This is a genomic window from Hymenobacter citatus (assembly GCF_014333615.1).
Lineage (GTDB): Bacteria > Bacteroidota > Bacteroidia > Cytophagales > Hymenobacteraceae > Hymenobacter > Hymenobacter citatus.
On record NZ_JACSCY010000016.1, the window covers coordinates 1 to 16988 of the forward strand.

Here is a 16988-nt window from a genome sequence, read left to right on the forward strand (position 1 = left end):
ATAAGGTCCTTCGCAAGCTCAGGATGACACACGCTTTTTTCACCATTCACAACTTCACAAACTCACCACTCACCATTTCACTACTTCACATAAAATGGAATATTGGCCGTTGCTACGTTGTCGTGTCCGTCGTAAGCGTACACGAACAGCCGGTAGGCGCCTTCCGTAGCAGGAGCTTTTAGAGTAGTCTGCCCCTTGGCATTGGCCGGAATCAGGCCCTTAATAGGAGCAGGCCGGCTTTCCCGGTCACCGCCGGATTTGAGGTCGGTGCTTTCCGGCAGCAGTTCCCAGCGGTAGGTCAGCGGGTCTTTGTCGGGGTCCGTGACGGTGGCTAGGGCCGTGTAGGGGCGGTTGGGCTCCAGGTACACCGAATCGGTTGCCAGCTTGCCGTTGAGGCGGAACGCGGCCAGGTGCGGGGCGCGGTTCTGTGGCCACTTGCCACTCCACAGGTACTGCATCACATCCACCACTTCCGACTCCTTGCCATCCTCCGTAAAGATGCCATACCAGGTAGGCGTGCGCTCCTGCTTTTGCCCCCACAAAAACACGTAGGTACCTAGGCACTGAGTTTTGTCCTTCGCCACCGAGGCCTCGTAGCGGCTCTTGTACACGGCGGCTTTCTGGCTGCTGGTTTCTTCCACCGAGGCTTTCCAGGGCGTCACGGGGCTTTCCCAGTGGCCGGTGGGGCCCCACTCGGCCACCACGTAGGGGCCGGTCCAGCCGGTGGCGCGTACCTGCTGCGGAATAGCGGCCAGCCCGGCGTAGGTATTGATGCTGAGGATGTCCACGGCCGGGCATTTGGCTTTGATGTAGTCGACTTCCTTTTGGTTGAGGCCCGCCAGCACGGTGCTGGTGGGGTGGTTGGGGTCTACTTCGTGAATCATTTGGGCAATCTGCTGCACGGCATCCCACACTTTGGGGTTCTTGTACTCCAGATTCAGCTCGTTGCCGATGCCCCAGAACAGCACGGCCGGGTTGTCTTTGTACTTCAGCACCTCGGCGCGCACCTTTTGCAGCTGCTTGGCCACGGCCTGTGGGTCATCGTAGTTGAAGCCGTGCCGCTCGCGGGCCACGTCGAGACCCATCATCACAGTGAGGCCGTTCTTATTGGCTTCAGCCAGCACCTTGTCGGCGCCGTTGGTGCTCCAGGTGCGGATGGAGTTGCCACTATAGGCTTTCACGCGCTCGGGAAACTGCCCGCCACCGGCGCCTTTAATAAAGTAGGGCTGGCCACCGCGTAGCAGTTCGTAGCGGCCGTTGGCTTGTTTCACTTCTACCTTGATAGGCTTCGTTTGAGCCTGGGCGGCCGTGGTCAGAGAAAGCAGGGTAAGGGTAAGGTAGGCTTTCATATTGGGTAGGGAATGGAACGTAGGGCTCCTAAATTTAGTCGTATTTTGCCCATATTTCCTCCTATTCTTATTTATGTCTACCACCCAGAAATCCTGCTGTACCAGTTGCCTGATGGGCAGGCCCAGCTGCACGTACAGCTCCAGAACGAAACCGTATGGCTGACGCAGGCGCAGATGACGGATTTGTTTGATACAACCAAACAGAACGTCAGCCTACACGTTCGCAATCTTTTCAAGGAAAGCGAACTGGATGAAACGGCAGTTGTCAAGGAGTCCTTGACAACTGCCGCCGATGGCAAAAGCTACCGCGTCAAACACTACAATCTCGACGTGATTATCTCCGTCGGATATCGGGTGAAGTCGCTGCGGGGCACGCACTTCCGGCAGTGGGCTACCCAGGTTTTGCGCCAGTACCTGGTGCAGGGCTACGCCTTCAACGAGCAGCGCCTACGCGAGAGTAGCCGCCAGCTGAACGACCTCAAGCGCCTAGTGCAGTTGCAAGTCGACATCGCCGCTACCCAGGAGCTAACCACCGCCGAGTCGGGGGCGCTGCTGCGGGTGCTGGGCAATCGAAGGTCAGCGTAGCTAAGCGCATTGCGGCCTTCCTGTTCGTGTGGTTTCTGGACCGCAACCAGTGCCTCTACAAGCCCGACGGCTCCCGCCGCCTCGCCGACAACGCCCTGGTGGCCCTTACCCTACTCATCGCCGAAAGCAAACCCGAAGACAAAGACACGATGGTGACGCTGGTGGTAAACCTGATCAACCAGGAAAATAACTCCCGCCTACTGGCTACGCCGGCAGGGCCATATTCCTATACCAACCCTATCCTACCCTCCTCGTAAGTATATAGATACAAGCTCTTTATAAACCCCTCACACACCTATGAAAAAGCTACTCTTTACTTCTGCCCTTTGCTGCGGGTTGCTGGTGGCTGGCCTCGATACAACGGCCTTCGCCCAGACCGACGCCCCGGTTACCGCCCAGGCCAACGGCAATCTGCTGAATATGTCGCGGCTGTCGACCAACCACAACACCCTGATGAAAGCTGTGAAAGCCGCCGGCCTCGACGAGAAAGCCCGCGGCACCACCAAGTACACTGTGTTTGCGCCGACCGACGCGGCCTTCAATAAACTGCCCAGCGGCAAGCTCGACGAGCTGCTGAAGCCGGCCAACAAAAAGCAGCTGGCCCTGCTCATTTCCTACCACGTGGTGCCCGGCAGCTACCTGGCCGCCAACCTCAAAGACGGTCAGACGCTGACTACCGTGCAGGGCGAAAAGCTCACGGTGATGCGCCAGGGCAAATCTATTATGATTAAAGACGCCAAAGGCAACACCGCCAACGTGGTAAACACCGACATCATTGCCTCCAATGGCATTGTGCAGTCCGTTGATGCGGTGCTGATGCCCACAAAGTAGGCTGACATTCAACTTTCTATCTAAAAAGGCCCGGCGGTAGTACTACCCGCCGGGCCTTTTTATGCCTGGGGCTGCTGCTACTTCGCTTGCAGCCTTATTTGCCGACTTTGCAGCCCCGGCGCCTGCATCTGCACCGTGATATTCCCGGCGGCCATGGGCTGCACAAACACCAGCAGCTTGCCGTGGTAGGCCCGGTGTTGCGGGGCCTGGTAGTTCTCGTGGCTGGCCAGGTCGCCGCTTTCGATGCCTACTACCCGGCCGGGTCCCTGTACCGATACCGTTACTTCGTTGGCTGCATCGGGCACCGGGTTGCCCTGCTTGTCGACTATAGTTACGGCAAGTTGCGCCAGCTCGTGGGTGCTGGCGGCCAGCTTGGTGTGGTAGGCGGTGGCGTGCAGGGCGTGCGGCGCGGCGGCTGTGCGCAGCTCGGCGCGGCTGGCCTCTTTGCCTTGGTTGTAGCCTTTGAGCAAGACAGTTCCCGGCTGGTAGGGCACGTCCCAGTACACCTCCCTACCCTGCTTACGACCCAGTGATTTTCCGTTGACAAACAGCTCGGCCGCCTCGCAGTTGGTGAAGCCTACCACCCGCACCTGCTCGCCCGCGGGCCAGTTCCAGGAGGGTTGCAGCCGGCGGTGGCTCACGTTGGTCGAGCTGCCGGCTGTGGGCGCGGGAGCAGCGGCCACGTAGGCCATGGGCTGGGTGGTCCAGAGGCTTTGGCGGAAGTAGTACTCGGGTTTCGGGAAGCCGGCCAGGTCCAGCAGGCCCGCGCCATTGCTGCGCTGGGGCCACTTGCCCGCCTCGCCGAGGTAGTCGATGCCGGTCCAGAGGTATTGGGCCGAGATGTAGGCGTTGGTATCGACGGCCGCCCAGGCGTCGCGGCCCATGCCGTTTTCGCTGCCGTAGATGATGCGGTTGGGGTACTTCTGGTGGTCTTCGGGGTAGCGAAACTCCTGGTAATTGTAGCCCACCACGTCGAGCACGGCGGGGTAGTCGGTGAAGTTGGACATCACCACGCCCGCCAGCGCCGCCGTGATGGGCCGCGAGGTGTCGTACTGCTTGGCTACCGCCACCAGGTGCCGGGCCAGCTCGCCCAGCCGACTAGCCGGCGGGTGGTCGGGCAGGTAGCCTTTGCCGTAAATCTGCGGGTTGCGACCGGTGTTCAGCACCTCGTGGGAGTAGGGGTCGTTGGGGTAGTCGATTTCGTTGCCGATGCTCCACATAATGATAGAAGGCCGGTTACGGTTGCGCAGGATCATGTCGCGCAGGTCGCGGTCGGCCCACTCCTGGAAGTGCTCGTGCGAGCCGAACTTAGCCGGCGTGCCCACGTTCCAGCCTTCCACCCACTTGTTTTTGCCTACCTCCCACTCGTCAAAGGCCTCGTCCATTACCAGGAAGCCCAGCCGGTCGCAGAGCGTGTAGAAGTAGTCGGCGTGGGGGTTGTGGCTCATGCGTATGGAGTTGCAGCCTACTTCCTTCAACGATTTCAGGCGCCGCTCCCACACCTCGGCGGGCACGGCTACGCCCAGCGCGCCGGCATCGTCGTGCAGGCACACGCCTTTGAGCTTGGTGTTCTTACCATTCAGGAAAAAGCCCTGCGCCGCATCAAACCGAATGGTGCGCACGCCTACCTCTTCCTCCACCGTATCCAGGGGCTTGCCCTGCACCTCCAGCGCCACGCGCAGCTTGTAGAGGTAGGGGTTCTCCACCGACCACAAGGTAGGCCGGCCGATGTGCAGCGTGAGGGCAGCCGGCGTATCGGTGCCGGGCTGGGCCTGCACCTGCTGCTGCGTAGTGGCTACTACCTTGCCCTTGGCATCTGAGAGAATAGCTTTTACTAATACCGGCGTAACCGCCGAGCTGGCGTTGGTAACGGCTACCGTCACCTGGCCCGTAGCTTCGGCCGCCGACACTTCAGGCGTAGTAAAGCCTACCCCCCACCGCGCCACGTGCACGGGCGCGGTGCCTACCAGGTACACGTTGCGATAGATGCCCGAGCCGGTGTACCAGCGCGAGTCGGCCACTTGGCTGTGGTCTACGCGCACGGCCAGCACGTTCTTGCCCTGCAGGTTTAGGTAGGGCGTCAGCTCGTACTCGAAGGAGGCGAAACCGCTGGGGCGCTTGCCTAGGGAGTGACCATTCAGCCAGACCTCGCTGTTCTTATATACGCCATCGAAGTACACGAACACCTGCTGGCCGCGCAGCTCGGCGGGCACCGCAAACGACTTGCGGTACCAGCCTACCCCGCCGGGCAGAAAAGCCGTGGCGCTGGCCCACTCCTGGCTGAATGGTCCTTCGATGCTCCAATCGTGGGGGAGCAGCACGGTGCGCCAGGCGTGGTCGTCGAGGGCCGGCGTTTCGCCGGCGGCCACGTTGCCCTTGTGAAAGTGCCAATCGTCGTTGAATAGGAGCGTGTGGCGGTCTTGCGCGCGGACGTTTGTGGAGGCGAGCCAGCCCCACACGAAAAGCAGCGCAAGTAGGAATTTACTGGTCATGGGAAAGGAATTATGGCGTTATTATATGCTATTCATATAGAAAACCGCCTGTCATGCTGAGCTTGTCGAAGCATCTCGCGTGCTGATGCTAGATAGTATTCAACATCAGCACGCGAGATGCTTCGACAAGCTCAGCATGACGTTCTGACGGTCTGTTGGTGACACTTAGCGAAAGTTGCCGACAAGGGTAGTAATCGACTGCGGTGCCACCTGCACCGGCTGCCGGGCACGCGGCGCGGGGGTAGGCGCCAGATTGGCCGTGGCCGAGGTGACGTAGGCACGCTGCGGCCGCCAGAATTTCCGGCCAAGCTGCACGTTCAGCGCCGCCACATCTTTGCCCGAGTTGACGACCACCACCACCAACTGCTTGCCGGCCGCATCACGATAGGCCGATACCAATAGTTGCTGCTCCGGGGTAGGCTTCGTGGCTACATCCGCCGCTACGCGCACGGCGCCGGGACGCACAAATCGGCTGTAGTTGCCCAGCGCCCACAGCATTTTGCTGTCGTAGTATTTGCCGTCGGTTTTGTTGCGGTCGATGTAGATGAGGCCGTCTTTGTATTCGTAAGGCGAAATGGCTACCCACCACTGCCAGGCCGCCGCGTTGGCGATGGCCAGATCGGTGTGGATGGTGCGCGCCAGGTATAGCGCGGGCGCCATGCCCAGGTCGCGTTTACTGCCGTTGATTTCGCCCGCGTTGTCGCCTAGGATGCAGTATTCCGACTGCCAGTAACGCAGGCCCGGCACCTGCAGCACCTTCTCGGCCAGCTGCTGCCGCACGGCTACCGCCTGGGGGTAGGGCGAGGTGGTGAAGTAGCTGTGCCCAGCTATGATGGGGACCACGCGCGGCAAGTCGCCCACGTAGGTAGGCGAGCCGGGCTTGAAAAACGCGTCGATTTGGTTGCCGCGCTCGGGTTTATCTTCTGTGGCCAGCAGGTAATTCAGCTTGCCCGCTTCGGCCAGCAGAATCTTGGTAGGCAGGCGTTGCTGCACCAGCTGCGCATTCAGGGCTTTGGTGAGGCCCGCAATTTCCGCGTTGCGGAAAGGCGTGCCTTCCTGGCCGCCGTCGCTCCAATCCCATTGGGGCTCGTTTACGGGGCTGAGGTAGTCGAAGGTGATGCCGGTGACTTGCTGCACGCCGGCTACCACGTTGGCCATGTAGGCGGCCGCGTCGGCGTAGTGCTCGGGGGCCAGGTTGGTGTGGGCGTCGGTGGCGTAGGCTTTACCGTTGACGGTGTACTGCACGGGCGGGCTGTACAGGAAGCCCAAAAACTGCCGAACGCCCCGCTGCTGCGCCGCTTTCAGAAACCACATCTGGCCGGCCTGCTTGGTCCAGTCGTAGGTGTTGGCCGAAGTCAAAAACGACTCGGCGCGGCGCCACTCATCCTTGATACCGCTTTGCTCGCCCTGCTGCGCGCTACCCGCCCCGATGTTGAACCGCCACATCGACAGGCCAATGCCCTTGGGCTGCCCACCGGGGCCTACCTCGGTGCTGAACAGCCAGTCGGCCATGGCGTTCTTTTTGGCCTCGGGCCACTGCCCCACAAACTGGCACGACCACGCATCGGAGGCGCTGAAGTTGTCGATGGTCTGGTAGGTTTTAGTGGGGTCGAGGGTGACGGTAACGGGTGCCTGGCCGCGGGCCGCGGCGGCCGTAAGCAGCAGAGTAGCTACCAGGTAAGAGGGTAGGTTTTTCATAAGCTATTCGTAAAAACGCTCATCACCCCAGTAGATGCGCGCCCTGCGCGACCTACTGGGGTGAGCCGACTGTTTGGAAGTAGAGACACAACATCTTGTGTCTCGTCGTTGAACAACTGGCGGATGCTTGGTCTTTGCAGCGTCCGCAATTCGGAACAAGTAAACAACCTCAGCAACGAGGAGACACAAAATATTGTGTCTCTACCCCTCTTCCACTTAATACCCTGGGTTCTGCACTACGTTGCCACCCGACAGCTGAATCTGCGTGGTTGGAATTGGGAACAGGTTGTTCTTTTCCGAAATCTGGTCTTTCACTTTGCCCTTGTCGTAGGGGTCGGTGCTGGTGAGCTGGGCAGCGTTGAAGGCCTGCATCACAGCCACCAGGCGCTTCTGGCGCACCAGGTCGTAGTAGCGGTGGCCTTCCATGGCCAGCTCCAGGCGGCGCTCCAGCCAGATATGATTCAGCAGGGCCGTGCCCGAGGAGGTGCGCGGCAGCACCGTGCCGGGCTGCAAGCGGTTGGCGCGGGCCCGCACCATGTTCAGCGACGACAGGGCCTTAGCCTCCTGTCCCAGCCGGTACGAGGCCTCGGCGTGCATCAGCAGCAGATCGGCGTAGCGCAGCTCAATGCGGTTGAGGGGGCCGTGGTCCAGCTCGTTGGCCGGGCGGTCGGCCAGGGGGAGGAACGTCTTGCGGCTGATGCGACCCGACTCGTTTTCCGAGAGCTTGGTGTCGTAGCTGGAGTAGTCAAAGTTGGCGGTTTTGGCCCCCACGTTGTCGCCCTGCTTGATGATGGTCCACGACCGGCGCGGGTCGTTTTCGCGCACAAAAGCCTGCTCCAGGTTGCTGGATGGCGTATTGAACCCCCAGCCACCATCGGCGCGGCTACGTTGCACTACCGTGAGGGCGGTGCCTACCCCGAAGGTTTGGTTGGCGCTGTAATTCAGCTCAAACAGCGACTCCGGCCCGTTCACGTTGCCCACGGTCCAGATGTTGCTGAAGTCGGTGCTCAGGTTGTACTCGTTGGAGGCCATCACCGTTTCGGCGGCCTGCTGGGCCTGGGCCCACTGCTCGGTGTAGAGGTAGGCTTTGGCCAGGTAGCCATTGGCGGCGCCTTTGGTGGCGCGGCCCAGGTCGGCGGTGGCGCGGGCACTCTTGGCGGGCAGCACGGCGGCGGCTTCCTGCAAGTCTTTGATTACCTGCGCATACACTTCGGCGGCGGTAGCCCGCTTCAGCGTTACCGACTCGCTGGGCGTTACGGGCGTGAGCACCAGCGGCACGCCGCCGTAGCCTTTCACCAGCTCAAAGTAGTTGTAGGCCCGGATAAACTTCACCTCGCCCAGCAACTGCTGCTTGAGCGTGTTGTCGATGGGGGCCGACTCAATGCCTACCAGCGCCGCGTTGCAGTTGCCGATGGACTGGTAGATGTGGGTGTAGCGGTTGTCGAACCACTCGTTGTTGGGCAGCCAGAAGAAGCGGGCAAAGTCGCCGAACTCGCGCTGGTCACCGGCAATGGCGTTGCCCTTCCAGGCGTCGTCGGAGCCGGCATCGCCAAACATGCGCGTGCGGTCAATCTTCCACCAGCCATCCTGGTCGGCCAGGGCGTAGCAGCCCATCACGGCCGCCTTGCATTCCTCGGCGGTGGCGTAGTAGTTGTTCACGTTCTGCTGGCCCTGCGGGGGCTTGTCCAAGAACGATTCGCAGCCTTGCAGGCCCAGGCCAAGCCCAAGCATCAGGGTAAGGGTAATGCGGATATTTTTCATGATACAGTGCGGTGGGAATGGATTAGAAGCCGATGTTGGCGCCTACCAGGAAGGTGCGGGCTGTGGGGTAATTGCCCAGGTCTACGCCGCGGTTCAAGGCCGAGGCGCCGTCGGTGTAGGAGCGGCCGTACCCGATTTCGGGGTCCACGCCGCTGTAGTTGGTGAAGGTCAGCAGGTTTTGGGCACTCACGTAGAGGCGCAGGCTGCTGGTGTGCAGCATGGTGTTTACGCCCTTGGTGAAGGTGTAGCCGAGCTGCAAGTTGCGCAAGCGGGCGTAGGAGCCGTTTTCCACGTAGAAGTTGGAGAAGCGCGTGAGGTTCTGGTTGTTGTCGTTGGCTACAATGCGGGGCACCGTGTTGGAAGTGCCTTCGCCGCTCCACGCCATGTTTTCGAGGCCGGCAATCTTGTTGTAGTTGTAGCTACCCGAGTACCACCAGCCTTTGTTGGCGTTCACGATGTCGTTGCCGAGGCTGCCGATGAGGGCGGCTTGCAGGTCGAAGCCCTTGTAGCCCATGGTCAGGTTCACGCCGAAAGTCAGATCGGGGGTAGGGTTGCCGATGTACTTCTGGTCTTTCTCGTCAATCACGCCGTCGCCGTTGAGGTCGGCAAAGCGGAAGTCGCCGGGCTTGGCGTTGGGCTGAATCAGCGTGCCCGAGGCCGAGCGGTAGGCGTCTATATCGCCCTGGTTCTGGAAAATACCGGTGTTTTCGTAGCCGTAGAACCCGCCCACGTAGCCGCCTTCCTCGGTTTTAGAAGGGCGTCCGAAGATGGGCGTGTTGCCGGAGTAGATGGCCTGGCCGTTGGCTAGTTTGTCAATCTTGCTGATGGCGCGGGTGGCATTCACGCTCAGGCCGTAGGTAAAGTCGCCCTTGGTTTCGGCGTAGCCCACCGTGAAGTCGAGGCCGTTGGTATTCATGCTACCCACGTTGGTTACGGGGCTGTTGTAGCCGTAGCCCGCATGGCCCGGAATGGCCTGGAACATGAGCATGTCGTAGGTGTTGCGGCGGAACACGTCGGCGGTCAAGGTCAGACGGTTTTGCAACAGACCCAGGTCCACGCCAATGTCGTAGTCCTCCACGGTTTCCCACTTCACGTTGGGGTTGGGCACGTTGCCCTGGATGGCGCCCAGTTGCAGGGTGCGGTCGGGGCCGGTCACGTAGTAGGTTTTGCCAATGGTGCCGGTGTAGGCGCTGTTGGTCAGGCTGGCAATATTCTGGTTGCCTACCCGGCCCCAGCTGGCGCGCAGCTTGGCAAAGTTCAGGGCGTTCTGGTTTTTCAGGAAGCTCTCCTCCGACACCAGCCAGCCCACCGACACCGACGGGAACGTACCCCAGCGGTTGTCCGTGGGGAATACCGAGGCGCCGTCGCGGCGGATGCTGGCGCCCAGCAGGTACTTGCCGCGGTAATCGTAGTTCACGCGCCCAATCAGCGAGGCAATGGTGTTGGTGAAGGTGTTGCCGCCAATAGCGAAGCCCGTGGTGGCCGCGTCGGGGTAGCGCAGGCTGGGGTCGTTGCTAGGAATGCCCTGGCCCGAGGTGTATTCTGTATTCGTCTGGAAACGCTCCAAAGTCACGGCCGCCAGCGCCGACACGTTGTGGTCGCCAAAGGCGTGGGTGTAGTTCAGCGTGTTGGTGTTGTTCCAGTTGATTTCAATGTTGTGCTCCCGCACCACCGAGTTCACCTGGTTGCGCTCGTTGGCGTCGATGGTGTAAAACGGGTTGAAGTTGTTGCGGCGGTACACGTTGTTGTTGGTACCAAAGCGCGTTTCAGCAATCAGACCCGGAATGAATTCGTAGTTGGCGTACACGGTGCCCACCAAGAAGTACTGCTTGCGCTTGTCGTCGTTGCGCTCCACCGTGGCCAGGGGGTTGCCCACGTCGGTAGGCGAGGCGCCGTAGTAGTCGTAGGGGTTGCCGGAGGTGCCAGCCACGCGGGCGGGCGTGATGGGGTCGTCGTTGAAAGCGTCGCGGAACAGCGAGCCGCTGTTGAGGTAGTTGCGCGAGGTCATCGAGATGTTGAAGTCCTCCCCTATTTTCAGGCGCTTGGTGGCCTGGTATTCCGATTTCATGCGCAGCGCCAGGCGGTCAAAATCCGACCCCTGCACCAGCCCACGCTCCTTGAAGTAGCTCAGGCCGGTGGAGTACACCACCCGGTCGCTGCCGCCGGAGAGGCCCACCGAGTAGTTCTGCGTGATGCCGCGGCGGGCAATCTGCTTCCACCAGTTGGTGGTTTCGGTGTACTGCTCGGGGTTGGGGTACACAGCAGGGTTGCCGGAGTTGGCTGCCGCTAGGTTCATGATGCGGGCGTACTCACTGGCCGAGGCCATATCGGGCACGTTGGTAGGGTTGGACACGCCGAAGGTTCCGTCTACCGTGATGCGCGGCTCGCCCTTGGTGCCGGCTTTGGTGGTAATCAGCACCACGCCATTGGCTGCCCGCGAACCGTAGATAGCCGCCGAGGCCGCATCCTTCAGCACGCTCAGGGTAGCAATATCCTTGGGGTTGAGGTAGTCGATATTGGCTACCGGCAGGCCGTCTACCACGTAGAGCGGGCTGTTGCCGTTGATGGTCGAAATACCCCGAATCAGGATTTGCGGGGCCGCGCCGGGCTCCGAGCCCGCGCCTACCACCGTTACGCCGGCGGCTTTGCCTTGCAGGGCGCTACCCACGTCGGCCACGGTCAGCTTGCTCAGCTCCTCGCCTTGCACCGTCGTCACGGCGTTGGTGAGGGTGCGCTTTTCCTGCGAGCCGTAGCCCACCACCACCACTTCCGACATCACCTGGTTGTCGGCGGCCAGCGTCACGTTGATGTTGGTGCGGCCGCCAACAGTTACCTCCTGCTGCTTGTAGCCCACAAAGGAGAATTGCAGCACGCCAGTGCCGGCGTTGGGTACATCGAGGGTGAAGTTACCATCGGAGCCGGTGGCGGTGCCGGTAGTGGTGCCTTTTAGGAGCACTGTTACGCCGGGGAGATTGGCGCCTGTTTCATCGCGCACAGTACCGCGCACAGTGGCCGACTGAGCAAAGGCGGTTGTCAGCGAACAGACGCACAGCAGGAATAACAGGCACGCGGCGTACCATCGCGGGGGTAGAAAGTTTTTCATACGATAAGGTGGGTTGAGAGAAAGAAAAGTACTGGCAAGATCATCGGCTGCTACGGGGTGTTGGCTGCGGTTCACCCTTGGGTGGCCTCTGGCGTTGCAGGCGCAACGGCGCTGCGCACGGCGGCTTTTGCGTGGGGTGCGCAAGCCGAACACAATCGATTGCAAGGAATGTCCAACCGGCGTGATTCTTGGGACAAAGCTACCGGCTCGCCCTGGTTATGGGTGGGTACATTCTCGTGAAAAAGCGGGGTCATTTTATACAAATACCCCGTAATCAGGCCATTCAGGGCCTATTTGACCCGTGCGGCGCACCGGTGCGAGACGGGTTTATCCGCACGCCTACCTGTACGCCAAGGCCAGCCACCCCCAACAATTTGCGGTGCCAACGCAAGCCCGCACAGCTTCATCTCAGGCAGCCGTTGCCGGTTCGGCCAAACGAAAAATGCTCCTGACAAACGGCTATTTTCCGTTCGTCAGGAGCAGGTGTTGGGAGCAGCGTTGCCCCCTACCCTCGCTGCGCGGGAGGGCAGCGGCGCACTACGATTTGTCGATGCGATACAGGCGGCCCTGGTCGGTGATGGCGTACAGGGCGCCGTCGCTACCCTGGGTCACGGCCCGGAACCGCTGCCCCTCGTTTGCCAGCAACCGCTCTTCGCCTACCACCCGGTTGTTGCTATCGATAACCAGGCGGATGAGATGCATGCCGCTGAGCGAGCCGATAAACAGGTTGTTCTGCCACTCCGCTACGCGGTTGCCGCTATAGAAAGTCATGCCGCTGGGCGACACCACCGGGTCCCAGTAGTACACAGGCTGTTGCAAGCCTTCTTGCTGCTGAATGCTGCTGCCGATGGGCTGCCCGCTGTACTCGATGCCGTAGGTGATGGTGGGCCAGCCGTAGTTGGCACCCGCTTGCAGGCGGTTGATTTCGTCGCCGCCGCGGGGGCCGTGCTCACTCTGCCAGGCCTCGCCCGTTACGGGGTGGATGGCCAGCCCCTGCGGGTTCCGGTGCCCGATGGAGTACAGTTCGGGGAGGGCGCCCGCCTGCGCAAACGTTGGGTTGCCGGGGGCCGGGCGCCCGTCTTTGGTGATGCGCAGAATCTTGCCCAGCGCCGACGATACCACTTGCGCCTGGGGCCGGGTCACTAGGTCCGACCGTTCGCCGGTGCTCACCAGCAGGTTGCCGGTGCGGTCGAACACCACCCTACCCCCGTAGTGCAAGGTGCCCGCGTAGGCAGGCGCGGCCCGATAGATAACGGTAGCGCCTTCAATCGTTCGTTCGTCCGTTGCCAGCCTACCCTTGGCAATGGCCGTCACGTTACCGTCGGGGCGGGCTTCCGAAAACGACCAGTACACCATCCGGTTGGTGGTGAAAGCAGGGTCGAGGCATACGCCCAGCAGGCCGCCCTGCCCGGCCGGGTTCACCGCCGGAATGCCCGTAATCGGCTCCCCGACCGCACCGGCAGCCGTCACGATGCGCATGCGCCCGGCCTTTTCGGTCACCAGTACCCGCCCATCGGGTAGCCCGGTGATGCCCCACGGATTGGTCAGGGAAGACGTGATGACCTCCGCGCGGTAGCTGGCGGTAGTAGTCACGCCGCCTACCCGGGTTTGCCCCGCGAAGGCCGGCTTATAAGTGGTATTGGGGGCGTTGGTTTCCACCGGGTCGGTGGTAAGAACAGGCGTCACCGGATCGGTAGCCTGTTCTTTCTCATCTGAACACGAGAGGAAAACCAGGGAGGAACCAAGCAGCAGAAGCAGACAATGTTTCATAGAGGCAGGATAAAGTGGGTAAACGGCTGGCCGGCCGCGTTCGTATCTCTTTGTACGTTGAATACATAAGGCCTTACCACTTCTTCTTTACGTTGCTGCGCCTAAGTGGTCGTAAAACTCCTCCGTGCTAGTAGGTTGCCCACGTCTTTCCGGACGCCCGCTACGGTGGCGTCGGTGCGTCCGTAACGTGCGCTTGCCTGGCATTGGAGCAACCCTATCTCTAGGAACACTGTAGTGCAGGTGCATCGGGGCCAGAGAGCCGCAATGAACTACCCAGCTCGGCGTGCTGTCTTCAAGGCATCTCGCTCGTAGTGTATTGTGTATGAAAACCGTTTTTCTCTCGCTGCTTAGCGCGGGGGTGTTGGCTAGCGTAGCCCTACCCTTTGCCAGCAGGGTAGCCCCCAAAACCACTGCTCCTACCCTGCCAGCCGCGGCCCGCGTGCCCGTGGTGGTGGAGCTGTTCACCTCGGAGGGCTGCTCCAGCTGCCCCGCGGCCGATGCCACGTTGCGCGAATTAGTTGCCACCCAGCCGGTGCCGGGCGTAGAGATACTGGCACTGGGGGAACACGTGGACTATTGGAACCGCCTGGGTTGGAAAGATGCTTTCTCATCGGCGCAGTTCACGGAACGGCAACGGCAGTACGCGGCTCGGTTCGGGACCGGCTCCTACACCCCGCAGGCCGTCGTGAATGGCCAAGCGGAGTTGGTAGGCAGCCAGCGGCAGAAGCTCACGGCGGCCATTACGCAGGCCGCCACGGCCCCGTACGCTACCATTCGCCTCACGCGCCCTACCCCGACCAGCGTACACGTGCAAGTGTCTGCCCTACCCGCCGGCACCACGCAGAGCCAGGTGCTGCTGGCCCTCACCGAAGCGGGGCTGTCGTCGCAGGTAGGGCGGGGCGAAAATGCGGGGCGCTTGCTGCGCCACGCGCCCGTCGTACGGGTTTTGCGCACCGTGGGCACGGTAGACGGCACCGGCAGCTTCGTCGCTACGGTGCCGCTCCAGTTGGCCGCGCAGTGTCACTCTGCGGAGGCGCGCGCCGTGGTGCTGGTGCAAGAAACCGCCTCGCGCCGCGTGGTAGGCGTGGCTAGCCTGGCGTTGGGTGCTGGTACCGACATTACACAATAGACGCGCTGGCAACCGAAAGCGCCCTGTTGCACAATCGGCAACAGGGCGCTTTCGGTTGTTACGGGTAGGCTAGGCGGCTAGTTGATCTGATACGCTGGCTGCGTGGCTTCCATGGGCACCCGCTCGTCGAGGAGGGTTTTGCCGGCCAGGTACACCACCACCGACAGCCCTACCTTGTTCACAATATCGGCCACCGAAAACGACAGGTGCACCCAGTTCATATCAATATCAAGCACCGACAGCACGTAGCCCAGCGGGTACACGCCCCAGGTGGTAACCGTAGACAGCGCAATGATTTTGAACGACTTGCGCTCGATGGGTTTGGCTTGCTCCCTGAAGCGGCTCCAGAGGCGATACAGCACAAACGGCACCACCAGGTAGCCTACCGTGGACACGGCGCCCCAGAACAGCTTTGGTCCTAACAGGATGTGCCCGGCGGCATCCAGCTGCTGCTCGCCAATGTAGCCGGTCAGCACCATAAAGAAGTCGGCCAGCAGCAGGGCCGTGATGGCGCCCTTGGCCTTAGCCGGCTCTACGCGCAGCATCGATACCATTTTCAGCAGCAGCAGCGGCGTGGTCACGGCCCAGTCCATGTAGCGGTACTGCCCGATGGCGTTGTAGCTGGTGCGGATCAGTTCCTGCCGCTCCGCCTCCGTGCCCAACGCCGACAAATCGGCCAGCATGTGCCGGTAGTAATCCTGAATGAAGTAGTACGACAAGCCCGCCACGGCCGCAATAATGGCGCCCATCACCCGCGTAATGCGGTGCTCGGGCACAATGCTATTGTGGGTGGTGAGGGTGAAGATGAGGTTGGCCAGAAACGCGTACATAGCCACCAACATAAAGAAGTACACGACCATGGAAAGGACGCCTACGTTGGCCGCCGTGGGCACGAAAATGTCGGAAAGGTGCATGAAAGAAGAGGGTTTGGTGGAGGAAAGAATTTGCCCCCTCTTCTACGCGCTTTCGCAACTGCTCGAATAATAAAAATTAACGATTTTTGTTATATAATTTATTGTTATACAAGCACTTAATAATAAACTCGTGAAGATTTCATGAATTTCAATAATTAGATTAAGAAGCACTCCTTCTGGCTTTGCCTAACTGTACTGCACACCAATACGCTTTTTAGCCTAGCTCCCATTTGAGGATATATTAGTTAGAAGCAGTAGGTTGTAACGTTTTCACTTCACCCTTTACCTTTTATCCCAATGATATTTTATGGCACCCGCTCTTCTCACTTGCTCACTGAACCGGTAACTGACGTGGTGTGTGCTTCCTGCTACACGCCTAATACGCTCCAGATCAGCATCTTCGGGCGCTATGCCCACGTGTACTGGGTTCCGTTTTTTCCTATTGGCAAAATAAGCGTATCAGAGTGTGAACATTGTCGGCAGGTGCTGGAAGGCAAGCAGATGCCTGAAGCGCTAAAAGCTAAAGTAGCTCAAGTAAAGGCCCACGCTAAAATACCATTCTGGCATTTTGCAGGCCTTATACTTATAGCCGTTGCTATTGTTGTGAGCTTCGTGTTCAACTATGTCAACCATCAGCACACCACCGCATACGTGGCGCAGCCGCAGGTAGGCGATGTATACCACGTCCGGACAGACAGTGCCTATTCGCTGCTGAAAGTAGCCGCCGTGCACGGCAATAGCGTGGAGCTACTAGCCAACGACTACCAAACCGACAACCTCAGCCGCCTCAATGAAATCGACAAACCAGAAAACTACGCTGAGGAGCCTTTCGACCTCACACCCCTGGATTTGCAGATTATGCTGCAAAAGGAGCAGATAGTGAAGGTAGAGCGGGACTGAGAAATACTGGCGTATACTTAATTATGAATTACCCTACGCTAAGCACGGTCTTATTTCTGGTTCGGTGAAACTAAGTACCGATACGCAATCATCCGCGCCGGTAATTAAAAACTCTCGACACTCGAGCAGCTTAGAGGTAAATCCCCCAGCATCATCTTCCATATCAAGCCATCCTCCACTTCGGACCTCAAAAAGTGCGTTTTCCGGTAATAGCTTAGTTTTCCATAGAACTTCCCAATAATTTATCATATCCCTCTCATCCAAGAGTTTAAAGCCTCTGGGGTTGTTGAATACGATTTGATAATCAACGTCTTCATCACCGTTGCTATGATAGTAGATGATTAGCTTTCGCGTTTTTATTCTATAGTCTAACCCCGCTACTATCGGATTTATGAATGTGGTAATAGCTGTTTGGAGAGTCTGAAATTTCATTTCTCTCATTATCAAGTTTTCAAA

The 16988-nt window shown here is 59.9% G+C and carries 13 protein-coding genes; 5 read left to right on the forward strand and 8 right to left on the reverse strand.

The window, feature by feature from the left end:
- Positions 1-80 precede the first annotated feature (80 nt).
- On the reverse strand, positions 81-1349 hold the full coding sequence (locus tag H8B15_RS16890; protein WP_187320829.1) for a glycoside hydrolase family 2 TIM barrel-domain containing protein: 1269 nt from the start codon (positions 1347-1349) through the stop codon (positions 81-83).
- Between the two features lie 45 nt (positions 1350-1394).
- On the opposite strand from H8B15_RS16890, the gene H8B15_RS16895 reads away from it, so the two are divergent.
- From H8B15_RS16895 to H8B15_RS16900, 3 genes are read left to right on the forward strand one after another with little or no spacing between them, the layout of a single operon-like run.
- Positions 1395-1934 (forward strand): virulence RhuM family protein, encoded by a 540-nt coding sequence (locus H8B15_RS16895; RefSeq protein ID WP_246455582.1) that lies wholly within the window; start codon positions 1395-1397, stop codon positions 1932-1934.
- Between the two features lie 26 nt (positions 1935-1960).
- Positions 1961-2191: a hypothetical protein gene (locus H8B15_RS21100; RefSeq protein ID WP_246455584.1), complete on the forward strand. Its 231-nt coding sequence runs from the start codon at positions 1961-1963 to the stop codon at positions 2189-2191.
- 40 nt (positions 2192-2231) lie between these two features.
- The gene (locus H8B15_RS16900) at positions 2232-2765 is read left to right on the forward strand and encodes a fasciclin domain-containing protein (RefSeq protein WP_187320830.1); all 534 of its coding nucleotides are present in this window, start codon (positions 2232-2234) and stop codon (positions 2763-2765) included.
- Between the two features lie 77 nt (positions 2766-2842).
- On the opposite strand, the gene H8B15_RS16905 is transcribed toward H8B15_RS16900, so the two are convergent.
- The 5 genes from H8B15_RS16905 to H8B15_RS16925 form a co-directional block, all read right to left on the reverse strand.
- Positions 2843-5257 carry a glycoside hydrolase family 2 TIM barrel-domain containing protein gene (locus tag H8B15_RS16905; protein ID WP_187320831.1) on the reverse strand — a complete coding sequence of 805 codons (2415 nt, stop codon included), beginning with the start codon at positions 5255-5257 and terminating at the stop codon, positions 2843-2845.
- 165 nt (positions 5258-5422) lie between these two features.
- Positions 5423-6955, reverse strand: a complete 1533-nt coding sequence (locus tag H8B15_RS16910) for a glycoside hydrolase (RefSeq protein WP_187320832.1) — start codon at positions 6953-6955, stop codon at positions 5423-5425.
- A gap of 216 nt (positions 6956-7171) precedes the next feature.
- Positions 7172-8716: a RagB/SusD family nutrient uptake outer membrane protein gene (locus H8B15_RS16915; RefSeq protein WP_187320833.1), complete on the reverse strand. Its 1545-nt coding sequence runs from the start codon at positions 8714-8716 to the stop codon at positions 7172-7174.
- A gap of 22 nt (positions 8717-8738) precedes the next feature.
- A complete protein-coding gene (locus H8B15_RS16920; RefSeq protein WP_187320834.1) occupies positions 8739-11819 on the reverse strand; it encodes a SusC/RagA family TonB-linked outer membrane protein in 3081 nt (1026 codons plus the stop codon).
- A gap of 537 nt (positions 11820-12356) precedes the next feature.
- Positions 12357-13589 (reverse strand): PQQ-dependent sugar dehydrogenase, encoded by a 1233-nt coding sequence (locus H8B15_RS16925; RefSeq protein ID WP_187320835.1) that lies wholly within the window; start codon positions 13587-13589, stop codon positions 12357-12359.
- A 322-nt stretch (positions 13590-13911) separates the two neighbouring features.
- On the opposite strand from H8B15_RS16925, the gene H8B15_RS16930 reads away from it, so the two are divergent.
- On the forward strand, positions 13912-14718 hold the full coding sequence (locus H8B15_RS16930) for a DUF1223 domain-containing protein (RefSeq protein WP_187320836.1): 807 nt from the start codon (positions 13912-13914) through the stop codon (positions 14716-14718).
- A gap of 77 nt (positions 14719-14795) precedes the next feature.
- Here the strand turns inward: H8B15_RS16930 and H8B15_RS16935 are convergent, their stop codons facing one another.
- Complete coding sequence (locus tag H8B15_RS16935) at positions 14796-15632, reverse strand: bacteriorhodopsin (protein WP_187320837.1); 837 nt, start codon at positions 15630-15632, stop codon at positions 14796-14798.
- 327 nt (positions 15633-15959) lie between these two features.
- Here H8B15_RS16935 and H8B15_RS16940 point away from each other — a divergent pair, with 327 nt between their 5' ends.
- Positions 15960-16532: a hypothetical protein gene (locus H8B15_RS16940; protein ID WP_187320838.1), complete on the forward strand. Its 573-nt coding sequence runs from the start codon at positions 15960-15962 to the stop codon at positions 16530-16532.
- 33 nt (positions 16533-16565) lie between these two features.
- Here H8B15_RS16940 and H8B15_RS16945 read toward each other — a convergent pair whose 3' ends face one another.
- Entirely contained in the window at positions 16566-16964 is a 399-nt protein-coding gene (locus H8B15_RS16945) for a hypothetical protein (protein ID WP_187320839.1), read from the reverse strand.
- Positions 16965-16988: the final 24 nt, after the last annotated feature.

Coding starts and splice junctions, on each gene's coding strand:
- H8B15_RS16890 (WP_187320829.1), bottom strand. CDS start 1,349: ATGAAAGCCTACCTTACCCTTACCCTGCTTTCTCTGACCACGGCCGCC.
- H8B15_RS16900 (WP_187320830.1), top strand. CDS start 2,232: ATGAAAAAGCTACTCTTTACTTCTGCCCTTTGCTGCGGGTTGCTGGTG.
- H8B15_RS16905 (WP_187320831.1), bottom strand. CDS start 5,257: ATGACCAGTAAATTCCTACTTGCGCTGCTTTTCGTGTGGGGCTGGCTC.
- H8B15_RS16910 (WP_187320832.1), bottom strand. CDS start 6,955: ATGAAAAACCTACCCTCTTACCTGGTAGCTACTCTGCTGCTTACGGCC.
- H8B15_RS16915 (WP_187320833.1), bottom strand. CDS start 8,716: ATGAAAAATATCCGCATTACCCTTACCCTGATGCTTGGGCTTGGCCTG.
- H8B15_RS16920 (WP_187320834.1), bottom strand. CDS start 11,819: ATGAAAAACTTTCTACCCCCGCGATGGTACGCCGCGTGCCTGTTATTC.
- H8B15_RS16925 (WP_187320835.1), bottom strand. CDS start 13,589: ATGAAACATTGTCTGCTTCTGCTGCTTGGTTCCTCCCTGGTTTTCCTC.
- H8B15_RS16930 (WP_187320836.1), top strand. CDS start 13,912: ATGAAAACCGTTTTTCTCTCGCTGCTTAGCGCGGGGGTGTTGGCTAGC.
- H8B15_RS16935 (WP_187320837.1), bottom strand. CDS start 15,632: ATGCACCTTTCCGACATTTTCGTGCCCACGGCGGCCAACGTAGGCGTC.
- H8B15_RS16945 (WP_187320839.1), bottom strand. CDS start 16,964: ATGAAATTTCAGACTCTCCAAACAGCTATTACCACATTCATAAATCCG.